20 protein-coding genes and 1 riboswitch are annotated in these 20,372 nt (G+C 61.9%); of the genes, 15 read left to right on the top strand and 5 right to left on the bottom strand.

The features are described 5' to 3' along the window. Positions 1-141: 141 nt before the first annotated feature. The 12 genes from ubiE to FCL40_RS00850 all read left to right on the top strand — a co-directional run bounded on the left by ubiE (position 142) and on the right by FCL40_RS00850 (position 11,387). Positions 142-894, top strand: a complete 753-nt coding sequence (ubiE, locus tag FCL40_RS00905) for a bifunctional demethylmenaquinone methyltransferase/2-methoxy-6-polyprenyl-1,4-benzoquinol methylase UbiE (protein WP_136850427.1) — start codon at positions 142-144, stop codon at positions 892-894. A gap of 12 nt (positions 895-906) precedes the next feature. After that, complete coding sequence (locus FCL40_RS00900; RefSeq protein ID WP_136850425.1) at positions 907-1,509, top strand: ubiquinone biosynthesis accessory factor UbiJ; 603 nt, start codon at positions 907-909, stop codon at positions 1,507-1,509. After that, positions 1,506-3,140, top strand: a complete 1,635-nt coding sequence (ubiB, locus tag FCL40_RS00895) for a ubiquinone biosynthesis regulatory protein kinase UbiB (protein WP_136850423.1) — start codon at positions 1,506-1,508, stop codon at positions 3,138-3,140. The genes FCL40_RS00900 and ubiB overlap by 4 nt, the downstream gene beginning before the upstream one ends. A gap of 66 nt (positions 3,141-3,206) precedes the next feature. Next, entirely contained in the window at positions 3,207-3,431 is a 225-nt protein-coding gene (gene tatE, locus FCL40_RS00890) for a twin-arginine translocase subunit TatE (RefSeq protein WP_136850421.1), read from the top strand. A 6-nt stretch (positions 3,432-3,437) separates the two neighbouring features. Further along, on the top strand, positions 3,438-3,830 hold the full coding sequence (gene tatB / locus FCL40_RS00885; protein ID WP_136850419.1) for a Sec-independent protein translocase protein TatB: 393 nt from the start codon (positions 3,438-3,440) through the stop codon (positions 3,828-3,830). A gap of 2 nt (positions 3,831-3,832) precedes the next feature. Continuing rightward, a complete protein-coding gene (gene tatC / locus FCL40_RS00880) occupies positions 3,833-4,585 on the top strand; it encodes a twin-arginine translocase subunit TatC (protein WP_136850417.1) in 753 nt (250 codons plus the stop codon). Positions 4,586-4,626: 41 nt separating this feature from the next. Continuing rightward, on the top strand, positions 4,627-5,127 hold the full coding sequence (locus FCL40_RS00875) for a hypothetical protein (RefSeq protein ID WP_136850415.1): 501 nt from the start codon (positions 4,627-4,629) through the stop codon (positions 5,125-5,127). Next, on the top strand, positions 5,124-5,900 hold the full coding sequence (locus FCL40_RS00870; RefSeq protein ID WP_136850413.1) for a TatD family hydrolase: 777 nt from the start codon (positions 5,124-5,126) through the stop codon (positions 5,898-5,900). Before FCL40_RS00875 ends, FCL40_RS00870 begins: the two co-directional genes overlap by 4 nt. Positions 5,901-6,053: 153 nt before the next feature. Next, positions 6,054-7,025, top strand: a complete 972-nt coding sequence (gene hemB / locus FCL40_RS00865) for a porphobilinogen synthase (protein WP_407644134.1) — start codon at positions 6,054-6,056, stop codon at positions 7,023-7,025. A 163-nt stretch (positions 7,026-7,188) separates the two neighbouring features. Further along, positions 7,189-7,728, top strand: a complete 540-nt coding sequence (locus tag FCL40_RS00860; RefSeq protein ID WP_136850409.1) for a TlpA family protein disulfide reductase — start codon at positions 7,189-7,191, stop codon at positions 7,726-7,728. Between the two features lie 197 nt (positions 7,729-7,925). Further along, positions 7,926-8,005, top strand: a riboswitch (cyclic di-GMP riboswitch). A gap of 80 nt (positions 8,006-8,085) precedes the next feature. Further along, positions 8,086-10,734, top strand: a complete 2,649-nt coding sequence (locus tag FCL40_RS00855) for a hypothetical protein (protein ID WP_136850407.1) — start codon at positions 8,086-8,088, stop codon at positions 10,732-10,734. Positions 10,735-11,024: 290 nt separating this feature from the next. Beyond that, entirely contained in the window at positions 11,025-11,387 is a 363-nt protein-coding gene (locus FCL40_RS00850) for a hypothetical protein (protein ID WP_136850405.1), read from the top strand. A 41-nt stretch (positions 11,388-11,428) separates the two neighbouring features. Here the strand turns inward: FCL40_RS00850 and FCL40_RS00845 are convergent, their stop codons facing one another. The 4 genes from FCL40_RS00845 to rhlB form a co-directional block, all read right to left on the bottom strand. Next, a complete protein-coding gene (locus FCL40_RS00845) occupies positions 11,429-12,763 on the bottom strand; it encodes a CoA-disulfide reductase (RefSeq protein WP_136850403.1) in 1,335 nt (444 codons plus the stop codon). A gap of 61 nt (positions 12,764-12,824) precedes the next feature. After that, a complete protein-coding gene (locus tag FCL40_RS00840) occupies positions 12,825-14,219 on the bottom strand; it encodes an L-cystine transporter (RefSeq protein ID WP_136850401.1) in 1,395 nt (464 codons plus the stop codon). A 189-nt stretch (positions 14,220-14,408) separates the two neighbouring features. Then, complete coding sequence (locus tag FCL40_RS00835) at positions 14,409-15,335, bottom strand: Ppx/GppA phosphatase family protein (protein WP_136850399.1); 927 nt, start codon at positions 15,333-15,335, stop codon at positions 14,409-14,411. Next, the gene (gene rhlB, locus FCL40_RS00830) at positions 15,322-16,605 is read right to left on the bottom strand and encodes an ATP-dependent RNA helicase RhlB (protein ID WP_136850397.1); all 1,284 of its coding nucleotides are present in this window, start codon (positions 16,603-16,605) and stop codon (positions 15,322-15,324) included. Before rhlB ends, FCL40_RS00835 begins: the two co-directional genes overlap by 14 nt. A gap of 319 nt (positions 16,606-16,924) precedes the next feature. On the opposite strand from rhlB, the gene trxA reads away from it, so the two are divergent. After that, positions 16,925-17,251 carry a thioredoxin TrxA gene (gene trxA / locus FCL40_RS00825; RefSeq protein ID WP_136850395.1) on the top strand — a complete coding sequence of 109 codons (327 nt, stop codon included), beginning with the start codon at positions 16,925-16,927 and terminating at the stop codon, positions 17,249-17,251. Between the two features lie 224 nt (positions 17,252-17,475). Next, positions 17,476-18,741 carry a transcription termination factor Rho gene (gene rho, locus FCL40_RS00820; RefSeq protein ID WP_028107863.1) on the top strand — a complete coding sequence of 422 codons (1,266 nt, stop codon included), beginning with the start codon at positions 17,476-17,478 and terminating at the stop codon, positions 18,739-18,741. A gap of 55 nt (positions 18,742-18,796) precedes the next feature. Here the strand turns inward: rho and FCL40_RS00815 are convergent, their stop codons facing one another. Next, entirely contained in the window at positions 18,797-19,750 is a 954-nt protein-coding gene (locus FCL40_RS00815) for a LysR family transcriptional regulator (protein WP_267873495.1), read from the bottom strand. Positions 19,751-20,191: 441 nt separating this feature from the next. On the opposite strand from FCL40_RS00815, the gene FCL40_RS00810 reads away from it, so the two are divergent. Then, complete coding sequence (locus FCL40_RS00810; RefSeq protein WP_136850391.1) at positions 20,192-20,371, top strand: hypothetical protein; 180 nt, start codon at positions 20,192-20,194, stop codon at positions 20,369-20,371. Position 20,372: the final 1 nt, after the last annotated feature.

The following is a 20,372-nucleotide window of genomic DNA, read 5'->3' as shown; positions in this document are numbered from 1 at the left end:
CGTATCTGTCTCTTGGCGTCCAATCACCTCCACGCGCCACAGAGAGAAGGATTACAGATTGATCCCGCACCATTTCTGTTCATTGCTTTAAAGTGTAGACTGTGTCCAATTTCCAGCTAGCTAACATAGGAATGCCCGATCATGGCAGACAACGGCGACAAGACCCATTTCGGATACAAGACGGTGGAAGCCGACAAGAAGGCCGAGATGGTGGCCGACGTATTCCACTCCGTCGCATCCAAATATGACCTGATGAATGACCTGATGTCCTTCGGTGTCCACAGGTACTGGAAGCGCTTCACCATCGAATGTGCCGCTGCCCGCCCCGGCATGAAGGTGCTGGACCTGGCCGGTGGCACCGGCGACCTGACCCGCAAGTTCTCCCAGCTGGTGGGAGAGAAGGGCGAAGTGGTACTGGCGGACATCAACGACTCCATGCTGAAGGTGGGCCGTGCCAAGCTGCAGGACCAGGGCGTGGTGGGCAACGTCAACTATGTCCAGGCCAACGCCGAAGCCCTGCCCTTCCCGGACAACCACTTCGACATCATCACCATCGCCTTTGGCCTGCGTAACGTCACTGACAAGGCCAGGGCCTTGGCCTCCATGCAGCGGGTTCTCAAGCCCGGTGGCAAACTGCTGGTACTGGAGTTCTCCAAGCCGTTGAACCCGATGATGAAGAAGGCCTACGACTTCTACAGCTTCCAGGTGATTCCGCGCATGGGCTCCATGGTGGCCGGCGACGCCGAGAGCTATCAGTACCTGTCCGAATCGATCCGCATGCACCCGGACCAGGAGACTCTGAAACAGATGATGCTGGATGCCGGTTTTGACCAGGCGGACTACGTCAATATGACCAACGGTGTGGTCGCCCTGCACCGCGGCTACAAGTTCTGACCCCGAGGTAATATGCACCTTGCGACCCTGGTAGCAGGCAGCCTGGAAGCGGCGCTGGGGCACCTGCTGACGTACCATCCCAATCCCCGCCCCCTGGCCGATTGTCGCGGCCAGGTGGTGGAGCTGAAGCTGGCGGAACTGCCGTGGCCGCTGTTCCTGATCCTGGGCCACCCCGTGCAGGTGTACAGCCGCTACGGTGGCGATCCCCAGGCCACCCTGTCGGTCAGCCTGTCGGTGCTGGCGGACATCCAGCAGGGCGCCCCCCTGTCCGAGCTGGTGCAGCAGAACAAGCTGGAGATCAGCGGCGACATGCAGCTGGTGGGGAAGCTGGCCCAGGTGCTGACCGGCATCGAGCCGGACATCACCGAACCCCTGAGTAAGATCGTGGGCGACGGCATGGCCTACCGGGTGCAGAACCTGGGACAGAGTCTGCTGGCCATGGGGAAAAAGCACCTCGATGCCACCCAGGCTCACCTGGGTGACTACCTGGTTGAGGAGCGTCGCGTCTCTCCCGCCGCCGACGAGGTGGCCCGCTTCTGCCGCCAGGTGGATGAACTGGAGCAACGCGCCCAGACCCTGGCCCGGCGACTGGCGGCCATGGAGTCCTGCCGATGAGCTGGGGCGCCATCAGGCGGGCCTATCAGGTTGCCCGCACCTTCCGCCAATACCGTCTCATCGATCTGTTGCCCCAGTCACGCCGCCCCCTGCCGCTGAGGCTGGTGGACGCGTCCCTGTTCTGGGTCGGCCGCAAGTCCCCGGACGCCCACCCGTCGGTTCGGGCACGGCTGGCCCTGCAAGAGCTGGGACCGGTATTCATCAAGTTCGGCCAGATGCTCTCCACCCGGCGCGATCTGCTGCCGGACCTGTTTGCCGACGCCCTGGCCCAGCTGCAGGATCAGGTGCCCCCCTTCGACGGTGAACTGGCCAAGGCGGAGATCGAGTCCGCCCTGGGACACGGCATCGACACCCTGTTCGACGATTTCGACATCGTCCCCCTGGCCTCCGCCTCGGTGGCACAGGTACACACCGCCACCCTGCGCAGTACCGGAGATGAGGTGATCCTCAAGGTGGTGCGCCCGGACATCGAAGCGGTGATCCTGGCGGACCTGACCCTGATGGAGGCCGGCGCCCGACTGGTGAGCAACACCCGCAAGGGCAAGCCCCTGCGCGCCGTCGAGGTGGTGGAGGACTACCGCAAGACCATCCTGGCGGAGCTGGACCTGGTGCAGGAAGCCAGCAACGCCCGCCGGCTGAGGGACAACTTCGCCGGCTCCCCCGCCCTCTACATCCCCAGGGTCTATCCGGAGTTGTGCCGACGCCGGCTGCTGGTGATGGAGCGCATCTACGGCATCCCGGTGACCGACCTCGAGGCCCTCAAGGCCCAGGGCACCAACATGAAGCTGCTGGCGGAACGCGGCGTCGAGGTGTTCTTCACCCAGGTGTTCCGGGACAACTTCTTCCACGCCGACATGCACCCGGGCAACATCTTCGTCAGCCGGGAGCACCCGGACGACCCCATGTACATCGGCATCGACTGCGGCATCGTCGGCAGCCTGACCGAGAATGACAAGCGCTACCTGGCGGACGTGTTCCTGGCCTTCTTCAACCAGGACTACTCACGCCTGTCCCAGGTCTACATCGACTCCGGCTGGATCAGCGCCGACACCAACCCGGTAGAGTTCGAGAAGGCGCTGCGCAAGGTGCTGGAACCGCTGGAGAACAAGCCCCTGTCCCAGATCAGCTTCGGCCACCTGCTGGTGGAACTGTTCCGCTGTGCCCGGGAGTTCGAGATGGAGGTGCAGCCCCAGCTGGTGCTGCTGGAGAAAACCCTGCTCTATATCGAGGGACTCGGCCGTCAGCTCTATCCACAACTTGACCTGTGGCAGACCGCCAAGCCGTTTCTGGAGCAGTGGATGGCGGAGCAGCTGGGCCCGTCAGCCCAGATGAAGCGGGTAAAAGAGGCCCTGCCCTTCTGGCTGGAGAAGCTGCCGGAGATGCCGGATCTCATTCACGACAATTTACAATTGAGCAAGGCGCTATTGCGACACCCGCAAGGTGTGATGGAGCGCTACATAAATCAGCGTCGAAGAATTCACAATAGTCACTACTTCCTCATTATTGGCTCGGTTTTGTTGATCTCGGGCACACTATTGATAGGGAAATCCAGTACAATCTGGCCTTCAACAACCCTCGCCCTGACCGGGCTGGCCTGTTGGGCCAAGGGATGGCGACTTAACAACCAGTGAAAATGTCGCCGATACTTGTTACATTGAACATCGTTTTATTGACCTGTTAAAAAACCCGGAGACAACATGGGCGGCATCAGCATTTGGCAACTTCTTATCATCGCACTCATCGTGGTACTGCTGTTCGGTACCAAGAAGCTGCGCGGCATGGGCTCCGACCTGGGCGGCGCCGTGAAGGGCTTCAAGAAAGCCATGAGCGACGAAGACAAGGGCGCAGAAAAGAAAGCGATCGAAGAGAGCAAAGCAGAGGATTCCACCACTGCCGAGCAGAAAAACAAAGAACAGGCCTAATCCACTATGATCGACGGTATCGGCCTGTTTGAACTGGTCCTGATTGCCGTTCTGGGCTTGGTGGTTCTGGGGCCCGAACGTCTGCCGGTGGCCGTGCGCAGCATCAGCCGCTGGGTCAGCACCATCAAGCGCATGGCCAACTCGGTGAAGGATGAGCTCGAACAGGAGCTGAAGATCGAGCAGCTGCAGTCGGATCTTAAGAAGGCCGAGTCCAAGGGACTCGAGTCCCTCGATCCCGGCCTGAAGCAGTCCATCGACGAACTGAGGGCGGCCGCACAGTCGGTGAACCGCCCCTATCAGACGGACGAAGGCAAGCCCGAGCCATCCACTGCCACTGTCTCGCCACAACCCGAGATCAGCGAAAAGAAAGCCGCTGAGCCGGGCAAAACCGCAGAGTAAGTATGTCCGAGCAGCAACCCCTAATCAGTCACCTGCTCGAGCTGAGAAACCGCCTGTTGCACGCAATAGGCGGCGTCCTGCTCGTGTTCGCCAGCCTCGCCTACTGGGCCAACGACATCTACAACTTCCTGTCGATGCCCCTGCTGGAGGTGATGCCGGAGAACGCCTCGATGATCGCGACCGACGTGGCGTCGCCCTTCTTCGCCCCGTTCAAGCTGACCATGTTTGTGGCGCTGTTCATCGCCATGCCCTACGTGCTGTACCAGGTGTGGGCCTTCATCGCGCCTGGACTCTACAAGCATGAGAAGAAGCTGATCTTCCCGCTGTTGATCAGTAGCTCCATTCTCTTCTACGGCGGCATCGCCTTCGCCTACTACATCGTGTTCCCGGTGGTGTTCGGTTTCTTCACCAGCGTCGCCCCCGAAGGGGTGCAGGTGGCCACCGACATCAACAGCTACCTGAGTTTCGTGCTCAAGCTGTTCTTCGCCTTCGGCCTCGCCTTCGAGATCCCGGTAGCGGTAATCCTGATGGTGTGGACCGGCATGACCACGCCGGACGATCTGAAGAAAAACCGCCCGTACATTGTTGTCGGCGCCTTCGTTGTTGGTATGCTGTTAACGCCGCCGGACATCATCTCTCAAACCATGCTGGCCCTGCCGATGCTGCTGCTGTTTGAGGGTGGCCTGTTCTTCTCCCGTCTTTATCAACCGAAAGACGACGAGGAAGAGGTTCAAGAGGAACCCACCGAAGAGTAACCCAGTCACGGCGGTCATCAGTCTAACTACAAGGAACTGTTATGCTTAAGACCGCCGTTCTCACCCTGATGCTGGCCCCAGCGGCCGTCTCCGCCGCCGATGCGGCCTGCCGCGCCATCGATGATCAACGCCAGCGCCTGGCCTGCTACGACAAGGCCGCCGAGGCGGTGGTGCACTGCGCCGCCCACAAGGATCGGCTCGACCGACTGCTCTGCTTCGATGGCCTGGCCAAGCCGGCCGCGGCCGTTCCCGCCCAGGCCCCCGCAGCCGCCCCGGCCACTACCGACCAGCGCTTCGGCCTGAACAACGAGCGCCCCGAAGAGCCGGAGGCGATCAGCCAAGCGATCAGCAAGATGAAAACCGACCCCTACGGCAAGTTCATCGTCACCCTGGAGAACGGCCAGGTATGGAAGCAGATCGACAGCCGCCGCTTCCGGCTGGATCAGGGAGTGCCGGTCACCATCCGCAAGGCCTCCCTGGGCTCCTTCATCCTCAGCCAGAGCGACGGCAGCAAGAGCGCCCGGGTCAAGCGTGTGCAATGATCGACATCGCCGTCAACCTGACCTCCAGCCAGTTCCGCCAGGACCTGGAGGAGGTTCTGGCACGGGCCAGGGAAGCGGGAGTCGACACCCTCATCGGACTGGCCAGCAACCTGGAGGAGGCGCGCCTGCTGCAGTCCCTGGCGGAGCGCCACCCGGATGTCTACATCACCGCCGGTATCCACCCCCACTACGCCAGCGGCTTCGAGCCCAGCAGCCGGGGGGAGATCGCCGCCCTGTGTGAACACCCCAGGGTGGTGGCCGTGGGCGAGTGTGGCCTGGACTTCAACCGGGACTTCTCCCCCCGAGCGGATCAGCGCCGCGCCTTCGAGGCCCAGTTGAAACTGGCCTGCGATCTGGGCAAGCCTGCCCTGATGCATTGCCGCGACGCCGGCGACGAGTTCCGCGCCATGGTGTCCGAGGTCCGCCCAGACCTGTCCGGAGGCGTGTTGCACTGTTTCACTGGCAACGAGCAGGAGCTGCACCAGGCCCTGGAACTGGGGCTGTGCATCGGCATCACCGGCTGGATCTGCGACGAACGCCGTGGACAGACCCTGGCCGCCCTGGTGCCGCAGATCCCCGATGACAGGCTGCTGCTGGAAACCGATGCCCCCTACCTGCTCCCCAGGGATATCCGCCCCAAACCCAGGAGCCGCCGCAACGAACCGAGATGGCTGCCACACATTGCCAAGAAAGTGGCCGAGCTGCGCAACCAAAGCGTCGATGCGCTGTCCCACCAGTGTCGTCTCAATGCCAAGCGCCTGTTTCAAGTGTGATTAAGCTCCTGCCTTAAGGAGGGGAGTTTGCTAATATTGACGCCGTGATATCGGCCATGACTCCCGTCACACTGTGACCGGCCTGTGGCGATAACCCTCATTTATAAGGAGCTGCAAGTGACCGTTGTAACCGGACCCTTTTCCCGCCGCCGCATGCGTCGGATGCGTCGCCACGACTTCTCCCGCCGGCTGATGGCGGAGAGCCAGCTGAGCGTCAACGACCTGATCTACCCGGTGTTCGTTCTGGAGGGCAACGCCCGCAAGGAGCAGGTGGAGTCCATGCCCGGCGTCGAGCGTCTCTCCATCGATCTGCTGATCGAAGAGGCGCGGGAGCTGGTGGAGCTGGGGATCCCCGCCGTGGCCCTGTTCCCGGTCACCCCCCAGGAGAAGAAATCCCTGGGCGCCGAGGAGGCCTATAACCCTGATGGCCTGGCGCAGAAGGCGGTCCGCGCCCTCAAGCGTGAATTCCCCGAGCTGGGCGTGATCACCGACGTGGCCCTGGACCCCTTCACTACCCACGGTCAGGACGGCATCATCGATGACGAGGGCTACATCCTCAACGACATCACCACCGAGGTGCTGGTCAAACAGGCCCTGTCCCACGCCGACGCCGGCGCAGACGTGGTGGCTCCCTCCGACATGATGGATGGCCGCATCGGCGCCATCCGCGACGCCCTGGAGGCCGCCGGTCACGTCAACACCCAGATCCTGGCCTACTCCGCCAAGTACTCCTCCAGCTACTACGGTCCCTTCCGCGATGCGGTCGGCTCCGCCGGCAACCTCAAGGGTGGCAACAAGCACACCTACCAGATGGATCCCGCCAACTCCGACGAAGCCCTTCAAGAGGTGGCCATGGACATCGAAGAGGGCGCCGACATGGTGATGGTCAAGCCCGGCATGCCCTACCTGGACATCGTTCGCCGGGTAAAAAGCGAACTGCAGGTGCCCACCTTCGCCTACCAGGTGAGCGGTGAATACGCCATGCACATGGCGGCCATCCAGCATGGCTGGCTGGATGAGCGCAAGATCGTCATGGAGTCCCTGCTCTGCTTCAAGCGCGCCGGGGCCGACGGTGTGCTGACCTACTTCGCCAAGCGCGTGGCCCAGTGGCTCAACGAGAAGTAAGCTGACCGACTGGATCGTTCGAGGGGAGCATTGGCTCCCCTTTTTATTCCTCCCTATCTGGCCGTCAATTCACGGGCCTCGGTCACGTTTCCACAACTCTGGAAGAACAACATCGGCAATTCTGAGTCAGACTGGAGAGCAGGATTGAGAGAATGAGAGCACCATGAAAAAGACAACTTTGCTGGCGATGATGCTGGCTCCGGCTTTGATGAATACCCCCGCTATGGCAAACTCCGGCTGTGGATTTGAGGAGGGCCAGAAGGGTCCCTTCGCCACCTGCAGCCAAGAGGAGAAACAGGAGGTGATTTTGACCGGTGAACTGGCCATGGCCGACATTATGGAAGCGATCCCCGGCTACGGAGAGAACTTCGACCGCTACGCCCCCCAGGCGGAGTGGGTCGACGCCCTGAAGATGGTGGAGACCCCCACCGAGATCGTGGTGATCATCGGCACCTGGTGCCCAGACTGCCACCGTGAGACCCCGCGCTTTGCCAAACTGCTGGAGCAGGTGAACAACGACAAGCTGACTGTGCGCTACATCGGCGTCGACCGTCAGAAATCCGATCCTGACAAGCTGGCGGCCGCCTACGATTTCCAGCGTATTCCCACCTTTATGGTGATCCAGCAGGGCAAGGAGATCGGCCGCATCGTCGAAACCCCCAGCCACTCCCTGGAACAGGACCTGGCCGAGATCCTGAAGTAACCTCTCCCCAGCGCCGGACCAGTTTTACTGGTTCGGCCTGTTAGTGACACTTTAACCGATTGTTTTTAAAGAAAAAAATAAACAGTCACCCCTCACTCTGTCTCACCTCCCTGTGCATGCGGTGACAGCCCTGCCGCACCATGGTCTAATGGCCCGGAACCTAAGGGAAAACCGAACTCTGGGTTCACATTTCGTTACGCTGACAATGGCAAACCAGCCGCGAGGCTGGGACGCAAAGCTTCCGGTCTCACCGTGCTGAGATAGCGGGGTTTCCAGCGTTGAGTCCCGTTTTTGGGGGGACTCGTCACAGCCAAAGACAGCGTTTGGATAGGATCAACCATTGGAGATGGTAGATTTATGCAGTTCAAGCGCCACCTTATCGCCCTGTCCCTGACAGCGGCACTGACCCAACTCACCGCCTGTGGCGGCGGCTCTTCCGACTCCGCCCCGGCTCCCCAACCCGAACCCCAGCCAGGCCAAAGCCTTGAAGGCGCCACCGCCGACGGCTACCTGGTCAATGCCCAGGTGTGCCTGGACCTCAACGGCAACGGCGAATGCGATACCGACGAGCCCAGCACCCTGACTCAGGCCGGAGGCCAGTACAGTTTTGACAATCTGGATGCCGCCCTGGACCTGAGCCAGGTGCAGATGCTGGTGAAGGTGATCGCTGGCCAGACCGAGGATGAAGACAACCCTGGCGTGGTGCTCACCCAGAGCTACACCATGACCGCCCCGGCCGGGGTGGTAGAGTTTGTCAGCCCGCTGACCACCCTGCTGGCCTCCGAGATGGAACGCGCCGGCGTGGATCAGGACACCGCAGCGGCGGCCCTGGAGCAAGCCCTGGGGATTCTCGGCTCGGATCTGAGCCTGGTGGAGGATTACATCGTCGGCAAACAGCAGCCTGACCGCGGCAATGGCTACAAGCGCCTGCACCGGGTCGCCCAGGTGGTGGCCCGGGTTACGGCCAAGGCCCAGCACGCCGTGGCGCAGAACGGCGGCACCGGGGGCGATGCTCAGGACACTGAGGTGGCCGACGCCATTGCCGAAACCCTGGTAGAGAATCTGGAACAGCTGGTCAGCCGGGTGGACCAGGCCGAAGCCAGCGGCCAGGAGAGCGACGCCGATGCCATCGCCGCCGATGTGGCCGGCGATCTGCCGCTGACCCCTGCCGATGTCCAGGAGCGGGTTGAACACAAGCGGGAAAAGCGGGAACTGGAGGAGGCCAGCCTGGTGACCCTGCTTGAGTCCGAGGGGGGCATGTTCGAGCTGGATGGCCACTCCGAGGTGTTCTTCGATGCCGACAGCGGCCAGTGCATCAAGGAGCGGGAGCTGGGCTACCAGCAGATTCAGAAGGTGGAGAGTCTGATCACCTTCAACCGCTACCGCTATGACGGCCCCGAGGTCGGCTTTGTCGAAGTGGCCGACGACGAAGCGCGCGACATGTTGGTGTGGAAAGGTGACGCCTGGTCCGAGATCAGCGAACAGGTGGAACTGCTGTCCCAGGAGGCGGATGGGTCGGTGATCGTCCACTCCGATATGGACGGACGTCAGCAGGTGTGGGCCCAGTCTCTGGACCTCTCCGGACTGAAGATGAAGCGCTACGCCAAGGGCGAGCGTGAATGGAAGGTCCAGTACAGCGGTGACCAGCTGTTCCCCGACGGCGCCCAGGGCTACCAGATGACCTTCAAGCAGCTGGACGAGAGGGCGCTCCTGCCCTACTCCGCCAACTGCAACCCCGAGTTGCGCTGGTGCAACCAGGTGACCCTCTCCACCGGTCCGGCAGAGACCCTGGCCGAACTGATGAACGATGCCGCCTCCGAAGAGACGCCAAAGATGGCGTTCATTGGCGGCAACGAGGACACCAGCCTGGCAGTGGCGCTCTACGGCTCCCTGGAGGCCGATCAGGGCGAAGTCAGACTCTATGTGGTTGAACACGATGAGTGCGACGATAACGGCTGCGGCACCCCCGAGCTGAAACAGAACGTGGAGGCCAGCTGGATCAAGACCCCCATGGGTCTGGCCCTGAACCTGCCGGAGTGGGGCCACTCCTTCACCGATCGCCGCCGGGCCCAGCCCCTGCTCACCGAGTATGACGGGGCGGTCCGCCACGCCTTCATCCTGGGTGAGGGGCTGACCCATGGTGACCAGTGGGGATTCAACCAGCCGGCGATGGACGCCTTCCTGACCAACCTGGGCACACCGGAGCTGCGTGACATAGAGGATGCCGAGGAGTGTGGCTTCGAGCCCGGCGACGGCCAGGATCCCGATGACGGTGTCGAGCCCGGGGACGACCCCACCGCCCCCGAGCTGGTGGCCGATGAGGCCGCCACCACTGCCCTGCTGGGCAGCCGCTACCTGGCCAAGGCAGGTGACTTCGAGGCGCTGATGCACTTCATGGGCAACGGCCGGGTTCAGGTGTGGCTGGAGGAGCTGGACGCCGACGGCATCGACACCGAGATCCTGGCAGGCAGCTGGATTGTGGATGCACGGCATCAGCTGCTGATGACGTTTAGCGACACCGACTGGGTGCTGATCCAACTGCCTGCGGAGGGCCTGGGCGACGACGTCATGAAGGTGACCGAACAGGAGGAGGACCAGGTGCGCGAGTACAGCATGAGCCTGGTGCGCCCCTTCTCCCTGGCCGGCCTGGAGGCGCCGCTGGATCTGCGACTCAGCGGCATGGGTGACAACAGCTGCACCCTGGAGCTGCACTTCAATGGCCTGGCCAGCGATCCGCAGGGCACCGGCTGGGTCGACCTGAGCCAGTGTCTGGAGGAGGACCCCACCGCCCCCGCCCAGTTCGAGATGAACTGGACCCAGACCAACTCGGGGCTGGAGCTGAGCCCCCTGGGCCCCAACGGCGAGACCTCTCCCCAACGCCATCACCTCTACTGGTACGGCAACCAGGCGACCGCTCAGGTGCTGACCCGCAGCTATGGCGTGGCCGAGGACGGCTCGGTCGAGCTGGAATCCCTGGACAGCTTCCTGTTTGAGCTGATTCGCTAACCCCACCCAAGGGGCGACCCAGGTCGCCCCTTCTCTCTGCCCCCTCTCCACCATCACCGACCCGGCATGCCCACCCACGCCCGGTGTCGGCCAAAGATGTCAATCTGTGTCCAGCTGTAACCCATTGTGGAGGGCTCCCCCGGCCGCTCCGGCCTAACCCCCTAAAAGACAGAAAGGTTTCCAGCGACCTTGGCGAAAGCCTGTCAGCAACGGTTACATCTGAATCCAGGGGCAGTCACCCAGAGCGACAACACTTATCTGGCGTTAATCAACCGCTAAGGACGTTAACCATGAAACTCGCCTCCGTGATTGTCGCCACCAGCCTGCTCACCGCCCCGGCCTTCGCCGTAGACAACCGCTTTATCGCAGCCGATGACCGCATCGAGACCCGCCTGTGCCTCTCTGCCGCCACCGCCCCGTTGGTGCGCTGGACCGGCAACCTGGCGCACTCCGGTTTCGACTATCGAACCGTCGGGCGGCACCTGCTGTGCAATGGTGAACCCCTGGCCGTGTTCTCGGCCCGCTACAACGACGACCGGCGCATCGCCCAGCGGATTGGCCGATACAGCCCCGTCCAGGTGCAGCAGCGGGTGCAGATCACCGAGCTCTCCAGGGGGGATTCCCCCATCGAGGTTCGGGGGAAGCGACTCTAGAGGGATAAAAAAGGGGGCTCAGGCCCCCTCTTTCGCGCGCGCTATTTGGCGACATTGCCCGCCACGTTGAGGGCGTCCCAGGTACGGGCGAAAGGCGGCGCATACACCAGATCCAGCATTCCCAGGTCCTCCGTGGTCAGACCGCCATGAATCGCCGCCGCCAGGGCATCCACCCGCAGCACCGCCCCGGGCCCGCCGGCCACCTGGCCACCCAGCAGCCGCTTGTCCTCCTCGGCGTAGACCAGCTTGACCCGCAGATCGCTCTGGCCCGCCACATAGTTGGTGGTGTTCTTGTCGTTGATCACCACGGTGCGGTAGGCCAGCCCCAGGCTGCGGGCCTCGCGCTCGGACAGGCCGGTGCGGCCCGCCTCAACCCCCAGCACCTTGACCCCGGCACTGCCGAGGGTCCCGGGAAACACCTTCTGGTTGCCGCAGAGGTTCTCACCGATCATCCGGCCCAGCTTGTTGGCACTGGTGGCCAGGGGCAGGTAAGCGGGGCGGCCACTGACCCTGTGGGGGACGGTGGCACAGTCGCCGGCGGCGTACACATCCGGCAGGCTGGTGCGTCCCTGGGGATCGATGACGATGGCGCCGTTGGCCAGGCGATCGATGCCGCTGTCCGCCAGGAATCCGGTATTGGGGCGCACCCCGGTAGCCAGGATCACCAGATCGGCCGGGTATTGCCCCAGTTCGGAGGCCACCTGTCGCACCTGAGCCTCGCCCTCCAGGGCGGTGACCGACTCTCCCAGGTGCAGCTTCACGCCCTTCTCCCTCAGCTCCGCCTCGATCATCTCGCCGATCTCGGCGTCGAAGGACTCACTGAGCACCCGGTCGGTGCGCTCGATCACCCGCACCCGCTTGCCCTGGTGCACCAGGGCCTCCGCCACCTCCAGGCCGATGTAGCCGGCGCCGATCACCACCACGTCGCGGATCTCGTCCGACTGCACCAGGGGTTTGAGGGCCAGGCCATCCTCCAGGGTCTTCAGGAAGAACACCCGCTCCAGATCCAGGCCCTCAATGGGCGGTGCCACCGGGGCGGCGCCGGTGGCGATCATCAGCTTGTCGAAGGGCTGAGGGAAGCTCCTGCCCCTGGCCAGGTCGGTCACCAGCAGCGAGCGCTTGGCCGGATCCAGCCGCTCAACCCGGTGGCCAACACGCAGGTCGATGCCGGATTCACGGAACTGGGCCACGCTGCGCTCAGCCATAAAGCCGCTGTCATCAAAGCTGTCGCCGATGAAATAGGGCAGCCCACAGGCGCCGAAGGAGACCACCTGGGACTGCTCGAAGACGATGATCTCCGCATCGCGGTCGGTACGCCTGGCCTTGGCGGCGGCGCTCATTCCGGCGGCTTCACCACCGATGATGACAATTTTCATACTCTGCTTCTTCCAGATAAAAGGCCGCCTACCGGCGGCCTTGGCTCTCTCCCTTGACGGCTCAGGCCGACTCAAGGTCCACGTCCAACTCCTGCTCAGAGTTATACACCGACATGTCGGTCTGACCCAACACCCGGCTGGTGACAAAGCCGGCGGTCATCGCCCCGTTGACGTTGAGGGCGGTGCGGCCCATGTCGATCAGCGGCTCGATGGAGATCAGCAGTCCGGCCAGGGCCACCGGCAGGTCCAGGGCGGTCAGCACAATCAGGGCGGCGAAGGTGGCACCGCCGCCGACACCGGCCACGCCGAAGGAGCCCACCACGATGGTGGCGATCAGGGTGGCGATGAAGGTGGGAGTCATGGGGTCGATGCCCACGGTGGGGGCGATCATCGCCACCAGCATCGCCGGGTAGATGCCGGCACAGCCATTCTGGCCGATGGTCGCCCCGAAGGAGGCCGCCAGGTTGGCGATGCCGTCGGGGATCCCCAGCCGATGAGTCTGAGTCTGGATGTTCAGCGGAATGGTACCGGCGCTGGTGCGGCTGGTAAAGGCAAAGGAGAGCACCGGCAGCACCTTGCGCAGGAAGGTCACCGGGTTGCCGCCGAAGGCGGTGACCAGCCCCAGGTGAACCAGGAACATCAGTCCCAGAGCCAGGTAAGAGGCGGCCACGAAGTTGATCAGGTTGAAGATGTCGGAGAACTGGCTGCTGGCCAGCACCTTGGTCATCAGCGCCATGACGCCGTAGGGGGTCAGCCGCAGCACCAGGGTAACGATGCGCATCACCACCGCGTAGGCCACCGCCACCAGGCGATCGAAGCGCTCGGCCACGTCGGGCTGCTTGCGGTGCAGTCCCAGTCCGGCCACCCCGACAAAGGCGGAGAAGATCACCACCGAGATGATGGAGGTGTCCCGGGCCCCGGTCATGTCCAGGAAGGGGTTGGCGGGGATCAGGCTCACCAGGGTATTGGCGATGGAGATGCCGGTGGCGGCGCCCTCGCGGGAGAGCAGATAGGCGGCGCGGTCCGCCTCGCGGGCGCCCTGGGTCAGTCCCTCGGCGGTCAGGCCAAACAGGTTGGCCACGAAGAAGCCGATGAGACCGGCGATGGCCACGGTGATCAGCAGCACGCCGATGGTCAGGCCGCTGATCCGGCCGAGAGCCTCGGCATCCTTCAGCTTGAGGATGGCACTGACGATGGAGACCATCACCAGCGGCATGACGATCATCTTCAGCAGCTGCACATAGCCCTTGCCGACGATGTTGAAGTAGTCGATGGAGGTGGCCAGTTCAGGGGAATCCACTCCGTAGACCAGCTGCAACACCAGGCCGAAGGCCACACCCAGGCCCAGGCCAGCAAAGACTCTGTGGGTAAACTTCATGTGCTTCTGCTGCATGCGGTACAGCATCCACAACAGGGCCAACATAACCAGCAGGTTGGCGACCACCTGTAGACTCATACTCTTTTACCTCGCCCCACAGGGGCTCTCTCATTGAAATGTGAAAAAATTTGGTGCGATGTTGTTGTTTGGACCCGTTAATCGAGGGATTTATGTCGGGCGATAGTACAGGATACCCGAGGCCAAAAGTCTCCCTTTAGCACGAAAACGCATTGCATATAAGTAAATGTTAATAAAAAAACCGGGCCTTCAGGTCCCGGCTTCCTCGGCATTCTGCAGCTGGTGTAACACCCCCTCCCGGAGCGCCCCGCCGGCCAGACCCAGGGCTGGGATGGCCAGCAGTTCAAACAGGGTCAGCAGGATGGCGACCCCGGCGGCAAAGGGGATGCGGCGCTCCTCATCCAGCTGCTGCAGCAGCGCCGCACCGTCCTGGCACAGGCTCTGCCTCACCCGGCGCAGATAGCCAGGAGTCAGTGCCTTCCTGGGTGCTCCCTGGGCCTCCGCCAGCTCAAACAGGGCCCGAACGGTACCGGAGACCCCCAGACAGTGCTGCCAGCTCAGGGCCGACAGCCTGGGCAGCTCCCCAGCCAGCCTGGCCCGCACCGCGGCATCCGCCGCTTCGAAGGCGGCTTCGTTGATCTCACCGGAAAAATACCCCTGGGTATAGAGGACACAGCCCAGATCGAAGGAGTGCTTGTAGTGAACATGCTCCTCATCCCCCACCACCAGCTCGGTGCTGGCCCCGCCGATGTCGATCACCAGGGCCTCGCCGGTCACCTGGGTGGAGGCACGCATGCCGGTGTAGATCAGCTCCGCTTCCCGCTCACCGCTGATCACCTCGATGGGATACCCCAGCAGGGGCTCCGCCCGGCGGCAAAACTCGGCGCCGTTGGCGGCGCCGCGCAGCGCCGCCGTGGCCAGCACCGCCACTCGCGCCGGCCGGGATTGGGCCAGGATCTCGCCGAACCAGGCCAGACATGCCAGGCCCCGCGCCTCGGCCTCGGGGGAGAGCCCCTGCCGATCCATTCCCTCAGCCAGGCGCACCTTGCGTTTGTGTTTGGCAACTATATGGGGAAGGGCGGCGGGCACGGGCTCGGCCAGGAGCAGGTTGAAACTGTTGGACCCTAGAGTAACGGCGGCCAAAAGGCCGCCGTTGTGGGTGTTAACGCTTGTCATGTCGGCGCTGGCCGGACGAACGGTCGCGACCGCCCGGCCGCTTGCCGCCGGTGTTGGTGCGACGGTGACGCTGGATCCGCTGGGGACGCTTAAGGTCACTCAGCAGCGCCTCCGGGTCGTAGCTGGTCACCGGAATGGAGTGGCCGATGTAGGCCTCGATGTCCGGCAGGTTCAGGGCATACTCCTCGCAGGCGAAACTGATGGAGGAGCCTTCGGCGCCAGCCCGGCCGGTACGGCCGATGCGGTGCACATAGTCTTCGCAGTCGTCAGGCAGGTCATAGTTGAACACGTGGGTCACATCCGAGATGTGCAGGCCACGGGCAGCCACGTCGGTGGCCACCAGGAAATCCAGCTGACCGCCCTTGAACTGCTCCAGGATGCGCAGGCGCTTCTTCTGGGGCACGTCTCCGGTCAGCAGGCCGACGCGGTGACCGTCCGCTTCCATCCAGCCGTGAATGTCTTCACAGCGGTGCTTGGTGTTGGCAAAGACGATCGCCTTGTCCGGCCACTCCTCCTCGATCAGGGTCAGCAGCAGCGGCATCTTCTCCCGGTTGGAGGGGTAGAACAGCTCCTCCTTGATGCGCTTGGCGGTCTTCTGCTCCGGCTCCACCTCGACGTGCACCGGATCATTCATGTGCTCATAGGCCAGCTCCTTCACCTTGAAGGAGAGGGTGGCGGAGAACAGCATGTTGCGACGCTCGGCGGCAGGGGGCATGCGGCGGAAGATGTAACGGATGTCCCGGATAAAACCGAGATCAAACATCCGGTCCGCCTCGTCCAGCACCATCACCTGGATGGCGTTGAGGTTGTAGACCCCCTGTTTGAGGTAGTCGATCAGCCGGCCGGTGGTACCGATCAGGACGTCGGTGCCCGCCTGCAGCTGAGCCCGCTGGGCATCGTACCCCTCACCGCCGTACGCCAGGCCCATCTTCAGGCCGGTGCTCTTGGCCAGGGGCTCCGCATCCTTGTGGATCTGGATGGCCAGTTCCCGGGTGGGGGCCATGATGATGGCGCGGGGACTCTTGCCGTCGTGCTGCTCGGGCGCGGGGCGGGTCATCAGTTCATGGAAGGTCGCCGTCAGGAACGCCAGGGTCTTCCCGGTTCCGGTTTGAGCTTGACCGGCAATATCCTTGCCGCCCAGCACGATAGGAAGGGAGAGCGCCTGAATCGGCGTACAGTGGGTAAACCCAGTCTCCACCAGGGCATCCGCCACCTCTTTGGTGAGTGGCAGGTCGGTGAAGCGGGTGTCAGTCAAGTGTGTTTTGCTCATGGTTGGAAAGCATACCGGATGCGCTTGCATTAGAAAACGTGATCCAGTCAAATATTACCGATTCTGTTGTCCGGTCCGAAACTCGGTGTTCCGAGCTCCGGTCTGAATAGGAAATGCCCGGAAACTGAGCCTGACTGCCCTGGCAGCACCGCTCCGAACCTCTTCTGTGGCAAGAAAAAGTGCCAACAGGAACCGACAAACAGCGCCCCGGTGAAGACAGACACACTTTTTTTAACCGCCGGAGGCTTGAAAGCAACGGCAAGGAGCCCAAGATCGCAACCATGGCTCCGACCCGAGCTATCACTAAACGGAGTAAACAATGAGCGATAAGATTGTACAGCTGACTGATGACAGCTTTGACGCTGAGGTGCTGCAATCCAGCAAACCTGTACTGGTCGACTTCTGGGCGGAATGGTGTGGCCCCTGCAAGATGATCGCCCCCGTACTGGATGAGCTGGCGGAAGAGTATGGCGATCAGATCGTCATCGGCAAGGTCAATGTAGACCAGAACAACGCCACCCCGGCGAAGTTCGGCATTCGCGGCATCCCCACCCTGCTGCTGTTCAAGAACGGCGAACTGGCCGGCACCAAGGTTGGCGCCGCCTCCAAGACCCAGCTGAAAGAGTTTATCGACTCTCATCTGTAATGGGATCCAACCCAGGCTTCGGCCTGGGTTTTGCCCCGCCCCTCTCACAAAGCTGGAAAATCCCCCGGGGACACTGGACGCGTTTTTCCTTTAGTGCTAGTTTATTAGCCAACACTTGCCTGCCTGATTCGGCTCCTGCCCTCGGGCACTCCCTTAAAATTTCAAATAATTTGTAATGAAAGCGTCGGCGGCAGCCGCACGCAAACAACCACAAAGACCCTCCCATGAATTTATCTGAACTTAAGCAGAAACCCATCTCCGAGCTCGTCGCCTTGGCTGAGTCCATGGGCCTGGAAAACATGGCTCGCGCCCGGAAGCAGGACATCCTGTTCGCCGTCCTCAAAGCCCACGCCAAGAGCGGCGAAGACATCTTCGGCGGTGGCGTCCTGGAGATCCTCCAGGACGGTTTCGGTTTCCTGCGCAGCGCCGACGCCTCCTTCCTGGCCGGCCCGGATGACATCTATGTCTCCCCCAGCCAGATCCGTCGTTTCAACCTGCGCACCGGTGACACCATCGCTGGCAAGATCCGGCCTCCGAAAGAGGGGGAGCGTTATTTCGCCCTGCTTAAGGTCAATCAGGTCAACTACGATCGTCCCGAGAACTCCCGCAACAAGATTCTCTTCGAAAACCTGACTCCCCTGCACGCCAACGATCGACTGCGCATGGAGCGGGGCAACGGCTCCACCGAGGACATTACTGCCCGGGTTCTTGATCTGGCCAGCCCCATCGGTAAGGGCCAACGCGGCCTGATCGTGGCACCGCCCAAGGCCGGTAAGACCCTGCTGCTGCAGAACATCGCTCAGTCCATCGCCTACAACCACCCAGACTGTGAGCTGATCGTCCTGCTGATCGACGAGCGTCCCGAAGAGGTGACCGAGATGCAGCGTCTGGTGAAGGGCGAGGTGGTGGCCTCCACCTTCGACGAGCCGGCATCCCGCCACGTCCAGGTGGCCGAGATGGTGATCGAGAAGGCCAAGCGCCTGGTTGAGCACAAGAAGGACGTGGTGATCCTGCTGGACTCCATCACCCGTCTGGCCCGGGCCTACAACACCGTCATCCCCTCCTCCGGCAAGGTACTGACCGGTGGTGTGGATGCCAACGCCCTGCACCGTCCCAAGCGCTTCTTCGGCGCCGCCCGTAACGTGGAGGAGGGGGGCAGCCTGACCATCATCGCCACCGCCCTGATCGACACCGGCTCCAAGATGGATGAGGTGATCTACGAGGAGTTCAAGGGCACCGGTAACATGGAGCTGCACCTGTCCCGCAAGATCGCCGAGAAGCGGGTGTTCCCCGCCATCGACTTCAACCGCTCCGGTACCCGTCGTGAGGAGTTGCTCACCAGCCAGGAGGAGCTGCAGAAGATGTGGATTCTGCGCAAGATTCTCCACCCCATGCAGGAGGTGGAAGCGATGGAGTTCCTCATCGACCGTCTGGCGATGACCAAGACCAACGACGAGTTCTTCACCGCCATGAAGCGCTCCAAGGGCTAACCCCCAGCCGAGAAATAAGGCCGCATGATGCGGCCTTTTTTGCGCCTGCTTTCGGTCAGTCGATAAGCTCGGCGGCATCCCGGACAAACTCCCGCACCGACTCCACCAGCCAGGGCGGGGCACGGTGTCCGGTGCGCTGCAGCATGTGGAAGCCGGGAACCCGTTCACCGAAGTTCAGCCTGAGGACCGTCTCACGCACCTCCTCCGGCAGCCGCTGCACCCGGATACCATGCACCGACCGCAGAAACCCCACCGCCTGACTGCCGCACACCTGGGACAGGTTTGGGGAATCCACCACCATCTCCACCAGTTCCGCCAGGCTGTTGACCCGGGCCACCGGGATCAGCTCCCTCCCCAGGGCGCGGGCGGCGCGCTCCAGCATGTCCTCTTCATCGTTGATCTCGGTCATCTCGGTAACCACCTGGGGGTAGCGCAGCAGCGCCTCCAGGGTCAGGGGCGCCTCCTTCCAGATCTCATGGTCGGCCGCCCCAACCAGGTAGGTCGCCCGATTCTCGGCCACCAGCTCGCTGCCCATCTTGGGGTAGCCCTGTTGCGAGCAAAATACGCCGATGTCCACCTGGTTGCGCCCCATCTCCTCGGTGACCGGACCGCTCCAGGTGCGGGTCACCACATCGATGGCCGCCTCATGGCGCCGGCAGCTGAAGTTCAGATGCTGGGTCAGCCCCGCCCGTAACGGCGCCGGAACGCTCAGCACCACCCGCTGACGCTCCTCGCTGGCGGGCTGCAGTTGACGAGCCAACGCCTGGGCGTGCTGCAGCAGTCGCTCCATCTCCGGGAAGATGCGGGTGGCCATGGGAGTGGCCTGGAAACCATACTGACGGCGAATAAAGAGGGGATCGCCGAGGTTCTGACGCAGGGACGCCAGCGCCCGACTGATCTTGGAGGGCGGAACCTGAAGGGTCTTGGCAACCACCTGGGAGTTCAATACGGTATAGAGGCGAACGAAAACAAGTATATTAAATAAGGTTATTTCACACAGGCTATCCATGCCGTATTCATTAGACATCTCTAAATCTCCCGTACAAACTCACTAACTATAAAATAGCACCAAAAAGCATTTTTGCTAAAGTATAAATTAAGAGTTTTATCTTATTGTTATCCATTTTTCGCAACTGAGTTTTTCACTATCTGGATTTAACCCAATCCTGACCCCGTATCATGACACAGCTAGGCAAATTGCAAAAAACACAACGCGCTCTTGCACTTAATCACATACCGAATATCAGTTAACCGAAAGAAAGCTATATGATTATTTAGTTTTCGCAGAATACTTTTCCCCTAAATGGAAATATTTTCCAGATCAAAAAATAGGTTGGTTTTATTTATTTGCTTGATTTAATTTGATCGCAATCAAGTAATTCCTATTATTTAAATGGAGATAATAATAACCAAGAAAGGCAAACGCCCTTTTTAAATCCAGGAGGATATTATGAGCTTCGGTACTTTCTTAACTGTCGTTATACCTTATCTGTTCCTGTTCTTTGTCCTGTTCGTTGCCCTGCCCTATATCGCCTCTGCGATCGTTGTCGGCATGTACGAATACCTGACCCAAGGACGGAAGCGGGAGGTCAAAGCCTCTGCCCCCCGCCACATCAATCACCAGCACTGAA

It is taken from the genome of Ferrimonas sediminicola (assembly GCF_005116715.1).
Classification (GTDB): Bacteria; Pseudomonadota; Gammaproteobacteria; order Enterobacterales; family Shewanellaceae; genus Ferrimonas; species Ferrimonas sediminicola.
Note: the sequence above shows the minus strand (reverse complement) of the source record. Positions and strands in the feature narration are given on the sequence as shown.